A 22,743-nucleotide genomic window follows, 5' to 3' on the forward strand; every position below is an offset into this window, starting at 1 on the left:
TACGGCAGCGATGGAAGCGCCCGAATTTCCTGGTGGGCAAACCGCATGGAATAAATATCTGGGCTCTGCAACCAGATATCCATCTGATGCGCAAAAAAATGGCGTTCGCGGAGCTGTAATGTTAAGTTTCGTAGTTAATAAAAAAGGAGATTTAGTGGAAATCAAGATTGATAAATCAGTTTATCCTTCCATTGACGAGGAGGCCAGGAGAGTTTTAAGTTCATCCCCGAGATGGAAACCGGGTAAACAGAGGGGTGTTCCGGTGCGTGTAAAGTATAACCAGCGAATGAATTTTAACTTTTAGAAGTCGAATTCAATAATGTCTTCATCCTTTAACATTTTCTCTACAAATTTCCGATGGTTTTTTGGCGTGCCAGTGGCAGTCCAATTCCCGGTTATGATATTATTTGCTAACTGATGTTTTCCCCGCTGGGGCTTTAGTTTATTTTCTCTAAAAACTTCCTCATAACTTTCTAAATCGCCCTGTGTATGTTGTTTTTTAACAATGCGATAAATCCTTTTTGTAAACCTCCGGTCTCCAATTTCTTCCAAAAAAGGAAAAATAATTAAAGCTAATAGTACAACGCCTGTTACGCCAATGGCCTGTTCATAATACCCACCACCAATAGCCATTCCAATGGCAGCAACGATCCAGATAATGCAAGCCGTGGTTAATCCTTTAACCCGATTTTCCTCCTTAAAAATCACGCCAGCACCAAGAAAACCAATACCAGTAACAATATTGGAGGCAATTCTGTCCTGACTTGTAGGCCCGATTTTTACGGACAATATGGTGAATAGAGTGGCGCCTAAGCCAATCATCATCATCGTTTTTAGACCAGCAGATTTGCTTCTGTATTCGCGTTCTGCACCAATTAAGCCACATAATAATGTTGCCAATAAAAATTTATTAACCTCACTTTGTGTAATAAAATGGCTATTATCTAGAATGTCGTTCATTGCTTTGAATTAACAAAGCCAAATTAATAAAAATCGTAGCATCTTAAGCCATTTGCTCGCCCACCATTTGAACTATTTTGAAAATATTTTTCGTAACCTAAACCAATTTCGGATGTTCCTCCAGTGTTGGAATAATTAATTTTCGAAGAAGTAGCATCGTGACTAATACCAACCCTGAATTTTTCACCATTGGTTCTTCGGTTAAAAATGTCAAAGATTACCGATAATACAATTGCATCGTTTCCGCCAGCATTGCTTCCACCACGGTACCAAATACCAGCGTTTATTCCAGCATATTTGTATTGCATCCCTGCGCTATATGAAGTGATATTTTGCTGTTTGTAGACAACTATAGAAGGGATAAGATAACTTCCATCTCTGTCGTACTGATCTGGAATTAGAGTCAGTTTGTAACTCATATTTCCGGAAATCCGCATTGGCAGCTTAGCCTGGAAGCCCGATAGAGATTCATCGGGACGATTGATGTGATGGGCCGCCACACCAAGCATAAATTTTCCATAAACCAAATTGGTTCCAGCGTTGGCATCCAGGTAAAAGCGGCTATCAATACTCGGCTTTTCTGCACCTGAAATACTGCCCGGTATGTAACCAGTCCCAATACCGATTTGATCGCCAAAAACTAATTTGTCCCAGTTTAGTTTCTGGTTGGTTATTCCGGCCTGCAAGCCAAACGACAGTGTAAAATCATCACCATTTATGATGTATGAATAACTGGCTGCTACATTGTTTTTAACCAAATATGCTGTTCCTTCTGTACTTCTATTGAAGATTAGTCCCACGCCACTGTTTATCCTTTCCAAGTTCAAATCGCCAGAGGCACTGATGTAAGAATAATCGCTGGCCAACCCTGACCATTGATTCCGGTACAAGGCATTAAACCGAATATCTCCTTCAAACTGACCGGTGAGGGCAGGATTAAGGTAAATTGGTGAATTGTAAAACTGTGAATAAATATGATCTTGAGCCATCATCAAGAGTGGCAATAGCAAAGTAAATGTCAATAGCAGTATCTTTCTCCCCATCATCTTATTAAATATATTACGCCTGTCTTTCGTGGTGGAGCAGAATCATAAGTCATTCCTTTCCAATCACCTCCATTAATAAATTTTACATCTATTTTCCAATAATAAACACCTTGTGGCTGGTCTTGTCCTTTGAATGTACCATCCCATCCCTCTGCTGGCGCACCATCATCCAATTGTGTTGTTTCCCAGATCAATTGTCCCCACTTGTTGAATACACTCATTTTCCATTCTTGAATGCCCTGGCCTTTTGCCTTAAAAGTTTTAATTTCGTTTTTGGCACTTGCAGGCATGAATGAATTGGGCAAATTTAAGTTCCCCGGTACGCCTATAATCCTTACCGATTGTGTTGTGGTAGCCGAACAGCCTTCTTTATTTAAAACTTTCAGCGTAACCGAATACAAACCATCATTTGCATAGGTGTGATTTGGATTTCTCAGCGTTGATCTCGATCCATCACCAAAAAGCCATTCCCAGCTAACAGCGTCATTACTAACGTCTTTAAATCCAAAAGTGAAATTGGGAATGGATAATTCATTGCCAGGGCTAACAGTAAATGCTGCAACTAAAGGAGCTGCCACTTTGATATATCCAGGAATGCTTACTGTATTTTTACAGCCCAGAATGTTTGTTGCCGTAAGGGTTATGGTGAAGGTTTTCCCCGAACCGGTAAAAGTATGCGTTGGCTCAACGGTAGTCGAAGTAGTGCCATCGCCAAAATCCCAAACATATCCAACCCCATCTTGACTGATATTTTTAAACTTTACAATTACACTATCACACCCACTAGTCTTGTCTGCCGTAAAACTGACAATTGGCTGTTCTAAAATCTCAATTTCTTCTGTGGTCGAGACATTGGAACATCCGTTGGAAGCGTGAAGTGTAATGGTATATTTGCCAGGTTTGGTAAAAGTGTGAGAAACAACTTCTGGAGCAGAGTAGGTAATTGCGGTGCTCCCATCGGCGAAGTCGTAAACAAATGAAGTAGCTCCTGATGTATTGTTGTAAAAGTCTACCTTAAATGGTGCACACCCCTTGAGTTGGTTGCTATTTACCACCAATTCTGGAACAATAGAATTTGGTGAAACCCTTATGGTGTATTGAGATTCAGTTGATCCACATTCATTCCTAGCAATCATTTTGACTATGTAATCTTTAATTACAAGTGTATTATAAGTATGCGAAACATTGGCTTTATCGGTGGTAGTTAGCGTCTCTCCATCCCCAAAATCAAATGTATAGCTTGTGGAATTACCGAGTGTTGTATTGCTAAAAGTTACTTTGAATGGTGAGCACCCTACCGTTTTATCTGGCGAGAAGGTAGCGACTGGTTTGGCTTTTACCAAAACCTCCGAAGTTTTGATGGTTATGCCGCAAGGTGTAGTGGAGGTTAGTGTAATGATGTAAGTGAGGTCTTTCCCTGCTGGGTCAGGTTGGAAAGTTACTGCTGCAGGCTGAGCTAAATCTGAAGTGTTGCCATTCCCAAAATCCCATTTAAAAGTAGCCGCCGTTAGTGAAGTAGAGGTGTTGGTAAAGGAAACATTTAACGGTCCACAGCCACTTGTTATATTCTGCGTAAATGATGCAGTAACATCTTCCCTGGTTGTAAAAATATGTGTAATCTCATCATTATTACAGCCGTTATTACTGGTTACTGCAAGCTTGATAGTTACGGTCTCGTTTTGATTTAAAATGGTATAACCGGGGAAAGTTGACCCTGTACCAATTTGTGCTCCATTTGCAAACCAGGTGTAAATAGCATTTCGATCTGGATACAAACCTGCTGATACATTGTTGTTTGTAAGTTTAAGTGGTGCACAGCCTTTATCTTCATTAAAAGTAATTTCTGCTTTGGCAGGAAGATTTACGGTTAGCTTTATTGCGCTACTGACATTAATTGAACAAGAACCGCTAGTCACCACTCTCCGGTAATAAATGGTTACTGTTGGTGAAGGAGGTGTGAAATTTATGTTATTTGCTTCAAGTACATCACTCCAGTCTGTTCCATTTAAACTAGACTGCCATTGATAATTAAAATCCCCATCGCCTCCAGTTGGTATAGATCCACTTAATGGAGCTGCTGCTGAACCTATACACACTTGTTGATCTGCGGAGATGGTATTATTTGCCAAATCAGGCAATACATTTATTTTTACTACATTACTTACCGAAGTGCAAATGGTGCTATTAACCAATCTTCTATAAAACAAGGAAGCGGCCGGACTAGCTATTAAATCTTTATCGATTGATGAAGGAATATTTACCCATATGCTTCCATCAGTGCTGCTTTGCCATTGATAATCAAAACTTCCTGAACCTCCCACTGGAACATCCCCGGAGATTGTAATCTGCTGGCCAGAACAAATTATTGCCTCGGTGTTATTAATATTATTTGAAATAGGGGAGAAGTAAGTTATTGTAACCTCTGATGAGGATGGCGCGCAGCCGGTAAACCCGGTGATGGTCCACATGAATTTATAAACTTCGCCAGGCATTAATCCGGTTACATTGGTGTTAAATAAAGTAGGGTCTGCTATCGTTACTCCTGTTTGATTAGATATGAGTGTCCATAAGCCATTATTGGGAGCTGGATTATTTCCACTTAATGTTATTCCATTTCCACTACATAAACTTTGATTAATGCCTGCGTTTGCGGTAATTGTTAAAGGGTTGATTTTTATTATGGAAACGGATGAAATGGCTTCTGTGCAACTTCCACTTTTAACAATAGCTCGGTATTGTGTAGTTACCTCCAAATTCGAATAAACCAATGGATTTACAGTAGAGTTTATGGCCGACCAATTTTGGCCATCATCAATAGAACGTTCCCATCTTATGATACTGCCAACCTGGTTAGACAAAGAGATATTCCCTCCGTTCGTACCAGCACAAAAAGTATTGCTGCCAGAGGTATTTCCGCCAACACTCTCCGGACTAACGGTTATTTGCACCTCGTCACTTGATGTTGAACACGTACTATCGCTAATCGTCCACCTTAAAACATATGTATTACCGGCCTGCAGGCCTGAAAGTTCAGTATTGTATTTTGTATCATCCTCGAAAGAAATTATCGTAGGGGCAGCTACAATTGTCCATTTCCCTAAACCAACTACAGGAGCGTTGGCTTTGAGTGTATAGCTGTTCAAATTACAAAGGGCCTCATCGGCACCAGCATTTGCCAATGTTGCACTCGGATTAACGGTGATGGTAATTGTAGCAGGGACGCCTGTACAATCACCTGCTGAGACTGGGGTTATGGTGTAAGTTACTGTAGCAGGCGTTGTACCTGAATTCGTTAAAATATCATTTATTAACGTGTTAGATGATGCGATGGTTTGGTTGGTATTTCCCGTGATTTCTCCACTAATAATGCTGCTGTAAACGTATTTTACATTGCTCATTAGCGAAGATAAACTTATAGCCGCACTGGTTTTATTGCAGATATTAAGGCTTGGAGCGGTAGCGGTTATCAAGGGACTCGGATTTACAGTCACTTTAAATATAAAGGGGGTGCCAACACAGCCATCAAGAGTTGGGGTGATCGCATAGGTAACAGTTGCATCGGTATTCAAATCAGTATTGATCAAAACATCATCGATCTTTCCACTTCCACTTGCTGAAAAGCCAGTTACACTTGAACTGCCACTTGCTGTCCAGTTAAAAACTGTTCCGGCAGCTGCGGAAGTTGGGATGTAATCTACATTCTTGCCTGTACAGATTGATTTGGTTGCTGGACTTGTAATATCAATATTTGGCTTGATAACGAGTAGTATATCATCATCAATCTGATCACATGGGGGAGCCAAAGGGGTTGTTACCCTAAGGCGCAGGGCTACACTCCCATTAGCTCTTTCACTAGCCGTTGGCGTATATACTGCATTTAGTGTATTTCTATCCGGAGTAAAAGCACCATCTCCACCAATCCAGGTTTGCGATGTTGTGGTTCCGGTAATGTTTGCTGCTAAAGTGAAGCTTGGATCGTTGAAACAAATACTTTGATCAATACCAGCGCTAATTGACGGAGCAGTAGCGAATGTAAGTTTTTGGGTTTTGGTAATGGTTCCACAGTTATTTTTCTGCGTTACGCTAATAGTGTATTCATCATAGTTATCGAATTTAATTGATGGATATTTTGTATTGGCGGAGGTTCCATTTACAAAGCTATAAGTTCCGGTTCCGGCAGCAGTCACAGTCCAGGTATAAGTGTCAGCTTCATCGAGCAGTGTTCCTTCAAGCAGGGTTTTTGTGGCGCCAACTGTTACCGGATTAAAATCGTAAGTGGCGAGATTGCAAAGTATAATATCTGGAGATAAGGTAACAGTCGGAAATTTGTTAACCACAACAGTTTGTGGTGTAGATGAAACCAGACCGCAAGATGGCGTTGTTATGTTTAGCGTAATGTTATAAATACCGGCAGTATCGAACAGGAATTCTGGCTCTTTGCTTTGTGAATCTGTGCCATTAATAAACGTCACCGCTGGCGATACTATCCAAGAGTAGGTATTGGCTGGGTTACATATACTATCGACCAAGGATTTATCCGTAACTTTTATAGATCCACCTGAACATATTATATTGGTAGGTAGAATAAAATCTGGTTTTGGAGGATCTTGTATACAAATTATTTTTTCTAAAGGTTCTGCCTGACAAGCTCCGGAACTGTTCGACTCCAGTCTGATGGTGTGTTGACCATGTGTAAGAAATTTCGTAATAAAATTATAAGACCGGGGTTTGTTTGCCTCCACAGGAACCCCATCAACATACCAATTATAGGTTAGTATGTTTTCTGTACAGCCTGAGGAATTAGTGTTCGGATTTTCTCCTGCGCTCGAGGTATTGATAAAAGTAATATCGGTGTTGGTACAGCCGGGGTTGGTGAAGCTGAAACTATTTACAGGCTGCGCTACAACCTTTGCTGATGATGAAACGGGTGTTCCCAGATCGCCGCAAAATACATTCGAAACTTTTATGGTTACATCAAAAGCATTAAAAATAGTCCCTGCGCTTGATACGGAAGTGCTACCGCATGATGACCGGAGATAATTATGTTTCACCTTACCCTGTAAAGCGGCAATATCGCAGAAAGTGTAAACGGATGTCGAATTATCACCCCAGGTGATGGTGTATTTGTCGCCCGGAAAATTGTTCTGTATTCCGCCAGGTGAGGTATAATCTACACTAAACTCTAAAGCGCCCAACGGCAAACAAACGAGGTTATTGCCAGAGCTACCAAAGGCTGTGACTGTTTTATTATTTATTAAAAAATATGCTTTGGTGGCCAGTGTTCCGTCTGAATTAACAGCTGTCGTCAATATAGTATAATGCGCCTGGTCGGCGGTAAACTGTTGCAGCTTTGAGGTAAAATTTAATCCGGTAACAGTGCCCGTTAGCTCATTGGTAACAGTTGCTGTAACAACTGATGCAGCAGTAGATTCATTCGAAAAAATAAAAGGATTATTGATGGTACTGGTGCAAGTGCCAAATGTTTCGGTATCGTTTGGATTCAGATAAGTCGATATTAACCTCGCTTCTGTTGCTACTCCAAGTTTGATTTCAAAAGCTGCTGATTCGGTACTAATAATATGTGGTTCAGTAGATTTAATCCTTAACTTATACCCTGTGCCCGGGAGGATGTCTGTTGTGGGGATTATGCCATTTACGTAAGTGCTGTAAAAGCCAGTATAGCTTCCAATTAATTTTTCAGCTTCAAAGTTTCCATTTTCGTCAGATAGATACAGCTGAAAAACATTGTTTTGCCCAAAGCAATTCGCTGGCAATTTAAATATTGCAGCAATAGTGCTTCCAGGTGTATATGGTCCTGGATTTACTGGCCCAATAGTGATTTGAGCGAATGATGTTTTACTACCAAATAATAACCCTAAAATAAGGGCATATAAAAGCCATTTCCTTTTCAAACAGGTCTACATTAAGAAATCGATAACACGGGAGGAATGATTTAGTTGCGGTAATCAGTGTCTGGACTGACTGTCATACTTACATTTGTGTAATAAGTAATGCTACGCTTTTATAAATATTCAAGTACAAAATAGGTAAATTCTGAGTTACACTCCCAAATATTTACACCAACCGCTTCCGATAGGGTGACTTGTAGAAATAAAAATGGCTTTTTAACGTCTTGGGGCATAAAAAAGCCCTCAAGGTTTATAAACCTGGAGGGCATATTTTTACACGAAAAGTTTCGTGAGGAGGGTTTAAGATTACATCATGCCGCCCATGCCACCACCACCCATAGGAGGCATTGGAGCACCGCCCTCTTCAGGTTCGTCTGCCAATACCACTTCGGTTGTTAATAGCATTGCCGCGATAGATGCTGCATTTTCCAATGCTACGCGAGAAACTTTGGTTGGATCGATAACACCAGCACCAATTAAGTTTTCGTAAACATCAGTGCGGGCATTGTAGCCATAATCTGCTGTTCCTTCTTTAACTTTTTGTACAACGATAGAACCTTCGATACCAGCATTTTCGCAAATCTGACGTAATGGCTCTTCAATAGCGCGACGGATAATCTGAATACCAGTATTTTCATCCTCGTTTGATCCTTTTAAATCAGCAATTGATGCTACTGCGCGAATAAAAGCAACACCACCACCTGCAACAATACCCTCTTCTACAGCCGCGCGGGTTGCATGTAAAGCATCATCAACACGGTCTTTCTTCTCTTTCATCTCAACTTCACTTGCCGCACCAACGTAAAGAACAGCAACACCGCCCGCTAATTTAGCCAAACGCTCTTGCAATTTTTCTTTATCGTAATCAGATGTAGTGGTTTCAATTTGAGCTTTGATCTGGCTTACGCGCGATTTAATATCTTCAGAGTTCCCAGCACCATTAATCACAGTAGTATTATCTTTATCAACTACCACTTTTTCAGCAGAACCTAAGTAAGTTAAATCAGCATTTTCTAATTTGTAACCTCTTTCTTCTGAAACAACGATGCCGCCAGTTAAAATCGCGATGTCTTCTAACATTGCTTTTCTTCTATCGCCAAAACCTGGAGCTTTAACTGCTACAACTTTTAACGAACCACGGATTTTGTTAACTACTAAGGTAGCTAAAGCTTCACCATCTAAATCTTCGGAAATGATAACCAATGGTTTACCAGTTTGAACAGTTTTTTCCAAAACAGGCAACAATTCTTTCATGTTGCTAATTTTTTTGTCGTAGATTAAAATGTAAGGATTATCTAATTCAGCTTCCATTTTATCTGCATTGGTAACAAAGTATGGAGATAAATATCCTCTATCAAATTGCATACCTTCTACTGTCTTAACTTCAGTTTCAGTACCTTTTGCTTCTTCAACGGTAATAACACCATCTTTACCAACTTTACCCATTGCCTCAGCAATCAGTGCGCCGATCACCTCATCATTATTAGCTGAGATAGATGCAACTTGTTTAATTTTGTTATTGTCTTCACCAACAGTTTGAGATTGCTCTCTTAAGTTAGCCACAACAGCAGCAACAGCTTTATCTATACCGCGTTTCAAATCCATTGGATTTGCACCAGCGGCAACGTTTTTAATACCAGTAGTAATGATTGCCTGAGCTAAAACAGTAGCAGTAGTTGTTCCGTCACCAGCAATATCAGCTGTTTTAGAGGCTACTTCTTTAACCATTTGAGCGCCCATATTTTCAACCGCATCTTTCAATTCGATTTCTTTAGCAACCGTAACACCATCTTTAGTGATCGCTGGAGAACCGAATTTTTTATCGATAATTACGTTACGGCCTTTAGGTCCTAACGTTACTTTCACTGCATTTGCTAGAATATCAACGCCTCTTTTCAGGGCATCACGAGCTTCTACGTTATATTTTACTTGTTTTGACATTTGATTTAAGATTTTAGAATTACGATTTACGATCTATTAAATCGCATTTACTTATGACTTTTAATTTTCTACTTTTAACTTAAATTACCCTACTACAGCGTAGATATCGGTTTCACGCATGATTAAATAGTCTTTACCTTCGTAAGGAAGCTCAGTACCGCCGTATTTACCATAGATAACAACATCTCCAACTTTTACAGTTGCTTTTTTACCTTCAGCATCTTCTTCAGAAACAGATACTACAGTTCCTTTTGATGGTTTTTCTTTAGCGGTATCAGGGATATACAAACCCGATGCAGTTTTCTCTTCTGCGGCAGCTGGTTCTACAATTACTCTGTTCGAACTGCCAGCAATTGGTTTAAGGTTTAACGCCATAACTTTTATTATTTTTTATTTTGATTTGAGTTTTTTAACTACGCAGACAATTAACACTTTTTATGCCAAGTGGCTGTCAGGGACAAATTTTCACTCGTCCTGTCAAAATATAAACAAATTGAGAATATTTGGTGTCAGCTTGGCAGGACGAAATTGGTGTTAATTGTCAAATCAAGTGATAGGCTTTCATCATGGTGAGGTTAAGGCAATCTTGATGCGATCTGTTTATAATGAGAGTTGCAGGATGCCTTCGTGCTCATAATTATGGAAATGCGCCTGGAATGCAGGGTCCTGATATTAAAACGTGATGAATTGAGCTTAAAAAACACTTATTTGAGCGATCTTTACCACAAATAAGCGGTCAAGCCCAAACCAAAAGTAATGTGGTTAAACTTTACTTTCTCCATACCTTGGTTTTTGAAGGTGTAATTTCCAGACGAATTTATTTGATCGATTATATCGACTGTAAAGTCATTATCGGAGTCAAAATAGCTGAGGTAAGCTTTTACACCAAGGTTTCTCTTTATCTGTTTTTGTATCCCTAAACCCGCCGACCAGCTGAAGGCAGATTCGGGCTTGTAGCGAAAGTATGGCAACTCTTTTCCCAGAAATAAATCTTGATATCCTTCTTTGATGTTTAAAATTACTTCACCTTGTGCACCTGCCGACGTGCCTGCATTCAGTTTTCCGGTGATAAACCAGTTTTTAGCCAAGGGAATACTAAAGTAAGGACCGACATGGATATATCGAATGCCCATTGGTTGGGTATAGAAGCCATCACTCACAGTTTGTATATCAGGATCTTCAAAATCCAGTTGGTCATCATTCATTGGGAAGCTAGAGAAAGCAAACTCTCCACCAATACCTACATTTTTAGAGAAAAACCATGCGCCTTCCAAACCAAAATTAAATCCGGTTTTAGCAAAGAGGTCACTGTTTTTATCTGTTAAATCTTTGCTTAAAGCTTCGGCATAACCCAAACGGAGCTCAATAAAGCTAGGCTTTAAATTCACCGGAACCGGATTATTGTTAAGCTTAATATGCTCGCCATGTTCTTTAAAAATTTTATCGGCAATAACATAGCCCACCTCTGTCGATAAAACTCCAATACCTGCTCCGGCCAAAACATCCGAAATCCAATGGCGATTATTTAGTTCTCTGCCGACAGCTGTAGCCGTTGCTGCGGTATAAGCACCAACGCTGTACAAAGGCGAACGAAATTGGCCATATTCCTTATGCAGAAAAGTGGCATTCATAAAAGAGTTTGCAGTATGGCCCGAAGGGAAGGAATTTCTGGTGCTTCCATCTGGTCGCTCTACTTTAGCCGTGTATTTTACGGTATTTACTACCGATGCCATAATTACAGCTGAAAAAGCATAGGATACTAACGCCCTCCCCATTTTATGCTTTCCCTTTACACCAGCTCCATTTAAGGCAAAAACTGTAGCCACAGGTGCATATTGAAGATAATCATCATAGTGATAACGGAAAGTTGGTAAATAACGGTTTCGAAATTCACGCACATCTTTTCTAATTCCCCAGGTAGCTGCGCTGCCTGCAAGCAGTAGTGCCGGAACAGCAGAAATACGAACCGCCTTCGATTTAAAAAAATTGTCTTTTACAATGCTACTATCTAAAACTTCTATTTGCTGAGCAACGGCATGTTGGGTTAAAACAAGAAGGAGTACTGTAGTTAAAACTTTTGAGTAGCGTTTTTTCATTTTAGTAAGCTGAATTGGGAATCTCTAAATTAAAGATACAGATTTTGCAACTTAATGGAATACGTCTCGCTTTTTTACTAAGTTCGGGGGGCTTTTTTTAAGGTAAAACTTGCTAAATCGTCAAGAGAAACCTATTTCAAACTGGCTAAGTCGGCGGCCCCTCATCCTTTTAAAGCTGCGCAGATTAGTTATAAAAAATCCAGGGGCTACTTTAATGCTCCTGTTGGATTCGAACCCTTATCTACTATAGTTTTGATGTTTCCCTTCAGATCCGAAAAGTAGATTTTGCTTTGGATATACGGCTTTTCTCTGCCGCTATAAAAAATCCTGTCATCTGCAGTTACGAAAATATAGGGAACATTAACTCCTTTTGGCAAAAGTCGCTCGACCTTTTTGCTGGAAATATCCAGGATGTAAGCAGCGTCGCTTGGTCCAGTTGAGCCATCAGGAGCGTCGGAATTGCCTGCGTTGAAAATGAGTTTTTTGCCATCTTTTGAATAGAAGAATCGGTTACTGCTGGAAATTGAAAAATCCTTGCCAATCATATCAGCAATCGCCCTGGAATCAACTAATTTTCCATCAACACTAAACGTATAAAGGTTTTTTAAATCATGTGCCACCAACTCCTTTTCGTTTTTCCATGTTGGTGAATAGAGGTTTATTGCCGAAGCACTGTCCAACATCACATAACCCGTATTGTCTGCTTTAATTACACCAACTTTCCAAAGGTTTTTACTGCTAAAAATGTTAAAAGCAATTGCATTTCCATTCGGCGACCACATGGCTTGGTAGTAATTGATACTGTTAACCTGCAACTTCGATTGACTTTTGTTTTCTAAGTCGGCAATCCAAATCGTCCTCTTGCCTGTTGTGTCATTCACTGTGTAAGCTAGCTTGTTTCCATCTGGTGAAATAGCTGGGTCCGTAGCGCCTCCGAAGGAGATTTGTTTCATGGTATCGATACTCGTGGCTACAATTTTTTCTCCATCCTGGTAAGCCAGAGCAAAATTCTTATTGCTCAGAGAAATGCTATCCAACATAGCTGTTGATTCCGATTCTTCATTTTTATTTGAGGTGCATGACGCAAAACTAGCGAGGCAAACGATAATTATGGTTGCAAAACGTGATTCAAATCTTATCATATACAATTTTACGAATTGTTTTAAACAAAGCGGGCCCGAGTTTTTTGAAAACCCGGACCTGCTGTCTTTTATGATTTTATTTAGACCTAAATCTTCTTTTTATCAGCGTATCCAAACACCTTTTGTAGTAAAGTTGTGCTACGTGAGCTTAAATTACCTCTTATTTTAAGTTCTTCTTTAGCAACTTCAATAAATAAACCATCAATCGCTTTTTGGGTAACGTATTCTGTGAGGTTTGTATTTACCGGTTTTACTAAAGGAAGTCGGTTATATTGCGAGGTTAAATCAGAATAGTATTTAGTGGCATTAACCTTGTTTAAGCTCGTGGTTACTATCGGACTAAATTTTTGCATCAATTGTGCCGTGGTCACACGTTTAAAGTAAGTGGTCGCCGCGTCGTTGTTTCCTAATAAAATATTAGTAGCATCTGCCAATGTCATTTGTTTTATTGCAGATATAAAAATTGGTTTGGCTTCAGTAGCAGCATCTTCAGCAGCACGATTTAAACTGGTGATTACGTTATCGCAAAGTTTGTTCAGGCCAATTCCTCGCAAGGTTTTCTCGACCTTTTTTGCTTCGGGAGGCATTAGAATTTTTACCGCTAAATTTCCTAAGAAACCATCTTTCGCCGATAGTCTATCGGCACCTGCAGAAACGCCAATTTGCAAAGCTTCTTTGATGCCCTGGCCAATTTCAAACGTACTCGGTGTGCCAGTTGCGCTTGTTGTGTTCGCTGGTTTTTCGGTAATGATTTTAAAAATGTCGCTTAATTTAATCTGTGCTTTGGCGTTAAAACTGGAAAATAATATTAATGTTAGGGATGCAGTTAAAATATTGATTCTTTTCATCGTCTGTGTTTGGCTTTTTAAAGCAAAATGGCTGCCACGAATTTTAGCAGCTTAATTGTTGCGGAGATAAAGGTCTGATCCTAGGATTAATTGTAAATTCATCAAAGTAAAATCGAAAAAAAATAAACCCCGATTGTAAAAACAATCAGGGTCTTTGAAATTATAATAGACGAAACCTAATTTACTGCGATATCTTTTGCAGGCACATTCGTTTCGGGATTTTTAGGCAGAATAATTGTCAAAATACCATCGGCATATTTCGCTGTTATCTGATCAACGAGAGCTTTTCCATTTAAAGCAAATGCTCTTTCAAAAGCACCATTGCTAAATTCTCTTCTGCTGAAGTTTTTTTCGCTTTCTGCCGGTCCTTCGTTCGGGGCGTAAGAAATGGTTAAAACATCGTTTTTGGTTAATACTTTCAGGTATTCTTTTTCCAGGGCAGGAGCAAAAACGTAGATAGTGAACTTATCATCAGTTTCTTCAATGTTCGCCGGCACACGTCGGGTACCATTCCGAAACATCTCGTGTGCATGGTGGTGTCTACCAAATCTTGCGCCTCTTGTTCCGCAACTGTTATTTATTTTGCCTGTATGGCATCTATTTTTGTTGTACATGTTATTAAATTAATTTTTATTAACTCGAGATCATTTGCTGGGTTCTCGAAATACCCAGTAATTGTGTAATGATGTTGGCATAAGGATAGGATGGAGAAAAAACGGCGTAATCGAATTTTAATCCACGTATCTGCACCACGATGTCATCAATAAACTTCATTGGCTCAAGCAACGCACTTATCAAACCAGATTTAGGTTTTTCATCTTCCGAATTTGTTCTGAAGATATTTAACTCCTCATTATAGGCTTTAAAATCTGCTCCAATATTTTCAATTGGCGACTTAAATTCCTGAGCACCGAAAAAAGTAACTTTTTCTCCTTTGGTAATCAACTCGCTTGCAAAACCTAAAATAGGATTAACATCATTTTGAGAAGGACTGCTTAAAACTAAAACCTGCGACATCTGCTTACTGATTTAAACTATCAATTGGAGTAATCACGCTATCAACTGCTTTCCGGTTGTGATGGCCAGAACCGTGGTTTTTGCGGTGTGATTCGCAATCGTTTTCCCGGTAATTCCTGTTCTTGAAATCTAACCGATCCGGATATCCGTTTTGAATGGCCAACACATTCAAGCTGTAAAAGGTTGCACCTGCTACAACCATGGCTAATAATATTCTAAATGCTTTCATGGCTTAGTAATTGATATTGATGTGATTTGTTGGGCCGTTTCCTTGAATGTTTGGTTTGTACCATTGATTATCAATGGGTACAATTGGCGAGTAATTTGAATTAAACTCTTCGAATCGATCTGCGAGGTGACGACGACGGCGACCGAAAATCATTTTGAAGAACAGACCGATAACGATCAATCCCAATATAAACTTGAATATGAAGGGCACGAAAAATACGGCTGCGCCAAGTAAAATTCCGAATGCTATAGCTTTAAATATTTGTTTCATTTTTTGATTATTTAATAGGGTAGACGGTGGTGATTTATTTTTACTTTAAATATCTGAAAAAATTTATTTCATGCCATGATTGGTGTTGGCTTGTCTAAACAACATTTGAGAAGGTCGTTAATAATGAATTGGAAAGCTCCTCGCTGAATAGCATCCCTTTGGGACAAAGAGGTTGAAACAAAAAAATCCAGCTTTTCAGCTGGATTAAAATTATTCTTTGTTTCGATGCCCCCATCCTCCGCAACGGCGGCGGTATTCTTCTTTAAACCTGGCCCTTTCTTCCTCATTCATGCTATCCCACTTCGAGCGCATTTCTCTGGCTTTTTCGCGAAAACGGTTGTTGCTACCACCTTTATTAAAATTGCCAAACAACAAGCGGCAAAGGACCAGTAAACCCAATGCCTGCCAGAAATTTAATTTACCGGCATGTACCACTTCTGGTAAAATCCAGTTCCATAAAAACATTACAACATAGCCTAAGGCCACTGCAATTAGCGCTACAACAGGGATAAAGAAAAAAAATTTCTTGCCTTTACTAAACTTTCTATTTCTCATTTCCTATTCAATTAATAGTTAATAAATTCTTGATATAAATTTTGCAAACGGCTACGCAAATGTTTCACTGCATAACCCTTTCTTGATATTAAAGTCTTAATGTTTTCGCCGGTTTCGTCGGCCAATTCTTGAAAAGTACGTTCTTCCAATTCATTCTGGATAAAAACATAACGCTGGTTTTCCGGTAATTCTTTGAGCGCTAGAAATAGCTGATCCCAGAAAAGCTTTTTCAAGCCTTCCTGCTCAGGAGAATAGGCATCGGACAATAAAATTTCCTTAAAATTGATTTCCCCATCCTCCCCTTCGAAAGTAAAATCTTCCAAATGATCTTCTTTCTGCTTTCGGTATTTATCCGTGATCTTGTTTCGGGCAACGCGATAAAGCCAACCACTAATTTGCTCTATGGCACCAGCTTCTGGCTGATTGCTTAACTGGTACCAAACATCCTGCAAAATATCTTCCGCGTCCTCATCGGTATTCACCCGCCCGCGGATGAAACTGAATAAGCGTTTCCCATAGTTGGAAACCGTAAAAATAATATTTAAAGATTCGTTTGTTGGCAAAATTATGGGGGTTATAAACCAGTAAACGGATGAGTTTGCATATTACTTTAAATTACGCTCATTTTTTTAAAAAAAATTAATTCAAAAAAAAAGCTTTCCCTTTTGAGGAAAGCTTTTTGAAATATTATAGTCTAAACTATTTTTTAGTCGTGTCAGTTGTAGCTGGTTTTGCCGGAGCAGTGTTGTTTAATGATCCACCAAGTGGAGATGGAGCTGGTGTTTTATCCAAACGCTCTTGAATAGCAGAGTTTCCTACAGCTGTAGCGCCACCGCCATTTTTAGTAATTGTAGTAATGCCTAAGGTTAAAATCACAATGGCAGCTAGTAAAACCCACGACCCTTTTTCTAAAACATCGCCCGTACGTTGAACCCCAAACATGTTGCTTGTGCCACCGCCCGTTGCTAAACCACCACCTTTAGGGTTTTGTATTAATACAAATAAGCCTAAAGCTATACACACAACAATTAATAAAATGATTAAAAAGGTTACCATGGTAATATTATATTTTAAAATTTCTTTTCTATAGATTGGATAAGGTCGGCAAAGTAACGGCTTTTTTCTGGATATTTCAAACTTAATTTTTTATAAGTATCTATGGCTTTGTGATAAAGCATTTGCTCGATGTAAATTTTCGCCAAAGTTTCCGAAACGAGGTCGTAGTGATCTTCTGCGCTCTTTTTTGCCTTGTTTTCGTTATCGATTTGTTCTGGCTTTGGTGGTTTAATAGTAGGGTCTTCCTTCAAAAACTTCTCGATAATTTCAGCGCCTTTGGCATCTTTAACTTCTGGGGTAGGGTATTCTGCTAAATGATCTGCTACTTCGAAAGGAGTTTGAATATGGAAGATGTGCTCCACATATTGCTGCTGAAATTCTGCTCTTTCCTGCTGCTGGTTAGTTTGCTGCTGTTTGTGAGCTAAATTTGGCCGAGGTTGCGCATAAGGCTGAAATATCTGTTCGTGCTCTTTTCTTGTTTTGGCCAACCACCACAAAAATGTGTAAGGAAGTTGATCATCATCGTACTTAGAAACACGGTGAATTTCCGGTTCATCGGGAGTGACGGTTTCGATTTGTGGCGGCTCAGGAACAACATCTGTACTTAGTTTCTGTTCAAAAGCAAAGAAGTCAGTTGCAGCTACGCTTTCAATAAAGTTATTTTCATCTGCAGGCAAGTCCAATAAATGGCTATCGATTCCGGGCAAATTTTTCGGCGTTTCTATTTCCGAAGGTGGAACAATCTCAGTTGCTGCTGTATTATCATCTTTAATCTCTTCAGAAATTAATTCTTCTTCAACAATTTCATTCCCGATGATCTCTTCTTCCGCTTCGGCAATGGGTACTATATTCAATATATGAAATAAGGTATGCCCCTTAGTATACAAAGCCGCTTTAGGAACAAACGATGCCTCTGCCTTGGCCAGTAACAAGTGGATGGGTTGTGCATAGGGAAACTGCGCTGCCATTTCTTTCAACATCGGCACATGCGCTAATCCAACCTTTCCGGGTTGAGCAAGTAAATCTGCCAGTAGTTGTTTGTTATCCATTGTTGAGGTTTGTCGCTAAGTTAAAAAATGTAAGCGGTTTTTAAGAAAAGATTACGCTGTGAATTGGATATTTACCACTGCGCAAAAGCCCTGTTAAAAATATCTTCGGTAAGTTGTTTGTTAATTTGATCAAGTGCATTTGGTAAAGCAGCTTGAATGGAAGCCCCATTTAAAGGAAAATCGAAGAATTTAGTAAAGCTTTCTTCAAAACTTTCTTTTTCCTTCCCAGCTACGTTATTTACGTATTTCACGGATACCGTTACGGTTAATCGGTTAGCGCCTGCAGTTGGTGTAGAACTAGATTGCAATGCAACGGGCTTAATATCGTAACCTGTGATTCGTCCTTCAAAAATAGCATCAGCTTCAGTAGTGGAAACACTCAGGTTTGTTTGGTTCCGAATTCTTGTTTTTAGCGCTTCAGTTAGCTGATTATTTAGATTTGGAACAACAAGTGGCGCATTATTTTCAAAAGTACGCACAATAACCGTTTTTAAACCTTCGGTTGATGCACCACTAAACTTATAGGTGCATGAGCTTAAAGCAGCAATGAGTAGGAAGGCAAATATTTTGATTTTCATTAAATTGAAGATTTAGGTTGTTGCAAGCTTTTTATAAGTTCAACTCTTTAATTTTTCTGTATAAGGTTCTCTCTGATATGCCTAACTCTTGAGCGGCGAACTTGCGTTTGCCTTTATGTTTTTTCAACGCTTTCTTGATCAAATCAGATTCTTTATCAATTAGTGATAAGGATTCTTCAACTTCTTCGGCTTCGTGGGCAAAATAATCGCCGTTATTATTGTTGTTACTGCCGTTGTTATTATTGCTTTGGGTAGGCTGTTGGATAGTAAAGCCATGTTCCTGTCCGGATGGGAGCTCCACATCTCTGTAAAGTTGGTTGATGTACTGCGGATTATCAGCTAAAACGGTTGCCGTATTCCCACCATGCTGGATAATTTCAGCCACTAACTTTTTAAGTTCAACCATATCTTTTTTCATATCGAAAAGCACTTTATACAGAATATCTCTTTCTGTAAAATCTTCTTTCGATTGAGAATTGATCGCCATTGGTAAATTGCTTCCGGCCTCATTTGGAATATAGTTTAAAATGGCTTGTCCGGTTACATTTCTATCCTTCTCTAGAACGCAAATTTGTTCTGCAATATTTTTCAGCTGGCGAACATTTCCTGGCCAACTGTAATTGGTTAAAATCTGTATTGCTTCAGGCTCTAAATGTAAGGCCGGACTGCGGTATTTATCACTAAAATCGGCAGCGAACTTTCTAAATAAAAGATAAATATCTTCTTTACGCTCTTGCAGCGCAGGAATACGTAAAGGAACTGTGTTTAAACGGTAGTATAAATCCTCACGGAATTTGCCGTTTTTTACACGATTGTAAACATCAACGTTGGTAGCGGCAATAATTCGAACATCCGTTTTTTGTACTTTCGATGAACCTACACGAAGGTATTCACCACTTTCTAAAATTCTTAATAAGCGGGCTTGAGTACCCAGTGGCAATTCAGCAACTTCATCCAAAAAAATGGTTCCGCCGTTGGCTACTTCAAAGTAACCTTTGCGGGCCTCGTGTGCTCCGGTGAACGATCCTTTCTCATGTCCAAAAAGTTCTGAATCGATGGTGCCTTCAGGAATGGCACCACAGTTTACGGCAATGAATGCGCCGTGTTTGCGGGCGCTCATTTGATGGATAATTTGCGAAAAAACCTCTTTACCGCTTCCACTTTCGCCAGTAATCAATACCGACATATCCGTTGGTGCTACCTGGCTTGCAATATCTATAGCACGATTAAGCAAAGGTGAATTACCTATAATGCCAAAGCGTTGTTTAATATTTTGTGTATCCATTCTTTAAGGTTGAAAGTTAAAGGTTAAAAGCTGATAGTCCTTATTCGCATAACAACGCTTTGAAACCTCACTATAATCAATAACTTTTTTATTTTGTATAGGTTTGAATCAGTACCAGCAATTTAGTTAATGGTTGTCATGCAGAAACATAACCCGCAACTAGTGATAGGCAATTAACTAAACTACTCTTCCAATCAGCGTAGCTGAAGTACATCTTTCGATATAAACGTTTGCATATTGCCCAGGTGTAATACCTTCAACAGCTGGAAAAATAGCCATTGCACCGCTATCTCCGCGTCCGCAATAATCCAAGTCAGATTTTTTTGAAGTTCCTTCGATCAAAACCCGGATCGTTTTTCCCACCCATGCCTGTAAACGCATTAATGAGTGCGCCTGTTGTTTGGCTAAAATTTCTGCTAACCTGCGTTTTTTTACTTCTTCCGGAATATCGTCTTCTAGCTTACGGGCAGCTAAAGTTCCTGGGCGTTCAGAGTAGGTAAAGTTATAAGCAAAGTCATACTCTACATAATCCATCATGCTTAATGTTTCCTGATGCTCTTCTTCCGTTTCTGTACAGAAACCCGCAATGATATCGGTGGAAATTGCACAGCCTGGAATAATTTTTTTTATCGCATCGATACGATTGATATACCATTCGCGGGTGTAGGTTCTATTCATCAATTCTAACACACGTGTATTACCCGATTGAACAGGCAAATGTATGTAATTGCAAATGTTATCGTATTTGGCAATAGTGTATAGAACTTCGTCGGTAATATCTTTTGGGTGAGAAGTAGAAAACCGAACCCTTAAGTCAGGATTTACCAGAGCGGTTTGTTCTAAAAGTTGAGCAAAGTTCACAGTTTCAGTCCCATCCTCTGAAGTCCAGGTGTAAGAATCTACGTTTTGACCTAGAAGTGTTACCTCGCGATAGCCAGCCTCAAATAATGATTTTGCTTCTTCGATAATGGAGTGTGCATCGCGGCTACGTTCGCGGCCACGGGTAAAAGGCACAACACAAAACGAACACATATTGTTACAACCTCGGGTAATGGAAATAAAGGCAGTTATTCCATTGCTATTCAGGCGCACCGGACTAATATCTGCATACGTTTCCTCACGAGATAAAAGTACATTAACAGCTTTGTGGCCACTTTCTACCTGCTCAATTAAATTTGGCAAATCACGGTAAGCATCTGGCCCAACCACTACATCTACCAAACGCTCCTCTTCTAAAAATTTAGATTTTAAACGCTCGGCCATGCAGCCCAAAACACCAACAATTAATTTAGGATTGCGGCGTTTTTCTACCCCAAACTGCGAAAGACGATTTCTAACTCTGGTCTCTGCGTTTTCACGAATAGAACATGTATTTATAAAAATAACGTCAGCTTGATGATAATCTCCAGTGGTTTCAAATCCGGTTTCTGAAAGAATGGAAGCAACAATTTCGCTATCAGCGAAGTTCATGGCACAACCATAGCTCTCAATGTATAATTTGCGTGCGTCGGCTTTTACAGGAACATCTAAAATTAGTGCTTCTCCTTGTCTTGCTTCGTCATGCGTTTTATCTGGTATTTGTAAATCGATCATTCTTTAAAAAGATTTTGGGGATTGCAAAAATACACAAATATATTTAAAAGTGACAAATTGGCACGTTTAGTTTGAATGTTTACAAAAGAATTGGAAATGGTTATTCGAGCTTAGCGTATAATAATTTAGGACTCAATTCTTATCCAATTTTTTGGAGGGTGAAAGCGAAAGTAGTTCCTATTCCTGGAGTGCTTCTTACCGAAATGGTTTGCTGATGAGCTTCCAGAATGTGTTTTACAATGGCCAGGCCTAAACCCGTTCCTCCAACTTCTCTAGCCCTGTGGGTGTCGATTCTATAAAAACGCTCAAAAAGACGAAGGAGGTGTTTTTCCTCTATTCCAATGCCATTATCAGTTACTTCTATCAAGAACTGATCATGCAGTTCGAATATTTTGATGGCTGTTTCCCCGTTTTCTACGCCATATTTAATGCTGTTTACAATGAGATTGATCAGCACTTGCCTGATTTTCTCTCTATCAGCATTTACAAGAGTAACGGCGGTATATTTATCTTTGAAAAACAATTTAATATGTTTGGCTTTTGCCCGGTCATCGAGATTTTCCATCACCTCCTTCGCCAGGGTAACAAAATCAAATTTTTGATAATTTATTGGTGACTCACCTGTTTCGAGCTTGGAAATGGCATCTAAATCATTGATGAGGTAACTCAAACGTTCCACATTATTTTCAGCTTTTTTCAGGAATTTAACAGCCATGTCGGGATCGTCAACGATGCAATCTTGCAGCGTTTCGATGTATCCTTGGATGGCAAAAAGTGGCGTCTTAAACTCGTGAGAAACGTTTGATAAAAATTCGCGGCGAAATTGTTCCTGTTTTTTAAGTAGATCAATTTCCCTTTTTTTAGCCCCTGCCCATTCCTTAACTTCCTGTTCTACATCGTTAATTGGATCAGAGCTTACATATTCGCCAAGTGCATCTTTTAAATCTTTACCCAGTTTTAAGTTATGAATGAGTTTATAGATGAGTTTGATTTTATTGTAAATGTATTTCTCCAGTAAATAGTAAAAAACCAGGAAGCTGGAGAGAAATGAAACGCCGAAAGATATTCCGAAATAATACCAGCTACGCTCAAAATAGAAGTTAACCATCCCGATGGAAAGCGCCACAGCAAGCGCAGTAATTAAAACCAGCACACTTAATTTCATGGTG

At 39.4% G+C, this 22,743-nt stretch carries 21 protein-coding genes; 1 reads left to right on the forward strand and 20 read right to left on the reverse strand.

Going from position 1 to position 22,743, the window contains the following annotated elements; all coding sequences use genetic code 11:
• Window positions 1–10: 10 nt before the first annotated feature.
• Window positions 11–304 (forward strand): energy transducer TonB, encoded by a 294-nt coding sequence (locus tag AC3ITD_RS19495; RefSeq protein WP_489362268.1) that lies wholly within the window; start codon window positions 11–13, stop codon window positions 302–304.
• Here AC3ITD_RS19495 and AC3ITD_RS19500 read toward each other — a convergent pair.
• The 20 genes from AC3ITD_RS19500 to AC3ITD_RS19595 all read right to left on the reverse strand — a co-directional run bounded on the left by AC3ITD_RS19500 (window position 301) and on the right by AC3ITD_RS19595 (window position 22,739).
• A complete protein-coding gene (locus tag AC3ITD_RS19500; RefSeq protein ID WP_265797275.1) occupies window positions 301–960 on the reverse strand; it encodes an MgtC/SapB family protein in 660 nt (219 codons plus the stop codon). The two genes, AC3ITD_RS19495 and AC3ITD_RS19500, sit on opposite strands and share 4 nt — an antisense overlap.
• 23 nt (window positions 961–983) lie before the next feature.
• Complete coding sequence (locus AC3ITD_RS19505) at window positions 984–2,006, reverse strand: PorP/SprF family type IX secretion system membrane protein (RefSeq protein ID WP_265797276.1); 1,023 nt, start codon at window positions 2,004–2,006, stop codon at window positions 984–986.
• Window positions 2,003–7,918, reverse strand: coding sequence for a PKD domain-containing protein (locus AC3ITD_RS19510; RefSeq protein WP_489362271.1), 5,916 nt, complete (start codon window positions 7,916–7,918; stop codon window positions 2,003–2,005). Before AC3ITD_RS19510 ends, AC3ITD_RS19505 begins: the two co-directional genes overlap by 4 nt.
• A gap of 303 nt (window positions 7,919–8,221) precedes the next feature.
• Entirely contained in the window at window positions 8,222–9,856 is a 1,635-nt protein-coding gene (groL, locus tag AC3ITD_RS19515; protein WP_265797278.1) for a chaperonin GroEL, read from the reverse strand.
• 84 nt (window positions 9,857–9,940) lie between these two features.
• The gene (locus AC3ITD_RS19520; protein ID WP_056850692.1) at window positions 9,941–10,231 is read right to left on the reverse strand and encodes a co-chaperone GroES; all 291 of its coding nucleotides are present in this window, start codon (window positions 10,229–10,231) and stop codon (window positions 9,941–9,943) included.
• Window positions 10,232–10,575: 344 nt separating this feature from the next.
• On the reverse strand, window positions 10,576–11,952 hold the full coding sequence (locus tag AC3ITD_RS19525; protein ID WP_489362274.1) for a phosphatase PAP2 family protein: 1,377 nt from the start codon (window positions 11,950–11,952) through the stop codon (window positions 10,576–10,578).
• Window positions 11,953–12,158: 206 nt separating this feature from the next.
• On the reverse strand, window positions 12,159–13,094 hold the full coding sequence (locus AC3ITD_RS19530; RefSeq protein ID WP_489362276.1) for a hypothetical protein: 936 nt from the start codon (window positions 13,092–13,094) through the stop codon (window positions 12,159–12,161).
• Between the two features lie 86 nt (window positions 13,095–13,180).
• Window positions 13,181–13,942 carry a DUF4197 domain-containing protein gene (locus tag AC3ITD_RS19535; protein ID WP_489362278.1) on the reverse strand — a complete coding sequence of 254 codons (762 nt, stop codon included), beginning with the start codon at window positions 13,940–13,942 and terminating at the stop codon, window positions 13,181–13,183.
• 176 nt (window positions 13,943–14,118) lie between these two features.
• Complete coding sequence (locus AC3ITD_RS19540) at window positions 14,119–14,556, reverse strand: Hsp20/alpha crystallin family protein (RefSeq protein ID WP_489362280.1); 438 nt, start codon at window positions 14,554–14,556, stop codon at window positions 14,119–14,121.
• Window positions 14,557–14,575: 19 nt separating this feature from the next.
• Window positions 14,576–14,959 carry a hypothetical protein gene (locus AC3ITD_RS19545; RefSeq protein ID WP_489362282.1) on the reverse strand — a complete coding sequence of 128 codons (384 nt, stop codon included), beginning with the start codon at window positions 14,957–14,959 and terminating at the stop codon, window positions 14,576–14,578.
• A 4-nt stretch (window positions 14,960–14,963) separates the two neighbouring features.
• Complete coding sequence (locus AC3ITD_RS19550; RefSeq protein ID WP_265797284.1) at window positions 14,964–15,188, reverse strand: hypothetical protein; 225 nt, start codon at window positions 15,186–15,188, stop codon at window positions 14,964–14,966.
• 3 nt (window positions 15,189–15,191) lie between these two features.
• Complete coding sequence (locus AC3ITD_RS19555) at window positions 15,192–15,458, reverse strand: hypothetical protein (RefSeq protein WP_265797285.1); 267 nt, start codon at window positions 15,456–15,458, stop codon at window positions 15,192–15,194.
• Between the two features lie 210 nt (window positions 15,459–15,668).
• Window positions 15,669–16,013: a hypothetical protein gene (locus tag AC3ITD_RS19560; RefSeq protein WP_489362285.1), complete on the reverse strand. Its 345-nt coding sequence runs from the start codon at window positions 16,011–16,013 to the stop codon at window positions 15,669–15,671.
• A gap of 11 nt (window positions 16,014–16,024) precedes the next feature.
• Window positions 16,025–16,576 carry an RNA polymerase sigma factor gene (locus AC3ITD_RS19565; RefSeq protein ID WP_489362287.1) on the reverse strand — a complete coding sequence of 184 codons (552 nt, stop codon included), beginning with the start codon at window positions 16,574–16,576 and terminating at the stop codon, window positions 16,025–16,027.
• A 136-nt stretch (window positions 16,577–16,712) separates the two neighbouring features.
• Window positions 16,713–17,069, reverse strand: a complete 357-nt coding sequence (secG, locus tag AC3ITD_RS19570; RefSeq protein WP_265797288.1) for a preprotein translocase subunit SecG — start codon at window positions 17,067–17,069, stop codon at window positions 16,713–16,715.
• A 14-nt stretch (window positions 17,070–17,083) separates the two neighbouring features.
• The gene (locus AC3ITD_RS19575) at window positions 17,084–18,118 is read right to left on the reverse strand and encodes a DUF8458 domain-containing protein (protein ID WP_489362289.1); all 1,035 of its coding nucleotides are present in this window, start codon (window positions 18,116–18,118) and stop codon (window positions 17,084–17,086) included.
• A gap of 71 nt (window positions 18,119–18,189) precedes the next feature.
• The gene (locus AC3ITD_RS19580; protein ID WP_489362291.1) at window positions 18,190–18,696 is read right to left on the reverse strand and encodes an LptE family protein; all 507 of its coding nucleotides are present in this window, start codon (window positions 18,694–18,696) and stop codon (window positions 18,190–18,192) included.
• Between the two features lie 31 nt (window positions 18,697–18,727).
• Window positions 18,728–19,981: a sigma 54-interacting transcriptional regulator gene (locus AC3ITD_RS19585; protein ID WP_489362293.1), complete on the reverse strand. Its 1,254-nt coding sequence runs from the start codon at window positions 19,979–19,981 to the stop codon at window positions 18,728–18,730.
• Window positions 19,982–20,158: 177 nt separating this feature from the next.
• Window positions 20,159–21,574 carry a tRNA (N6-isopentenyl adenosine(37)-C2)-methylthiotransferase MiaB gene (miaB, locus tag AC3ITD_RS19590; RefSeq protein ID WP_265797292.1) on the reverse strand — a complete coding sequence of 472 codons (1,416 nt, stop codon included), beginning with the start codon at window positions 21,572–21,574 and terminating at the stop codon, window positions 20,159–20,161.
• 139 nt (window positions 21,575–21,713) lie between these two features.
• On the reverse strand, window positions 21,714–22,739 hold the full coding sequence (locus AC3ITD_RS19595) for a sensor histidine kinase (protein ID WP_056850708.1): 1,026 nt from the start codon (window positions 22,737–22,739) through the stop codon (window positions 21,714–21,716).
• Between the last annotated feature and the right edge of the window lie 4 nt (window positions 22,740–22,743).

It is taken from the genome of Pedobacter sp. KH_004, assembly GCF_057840755.1.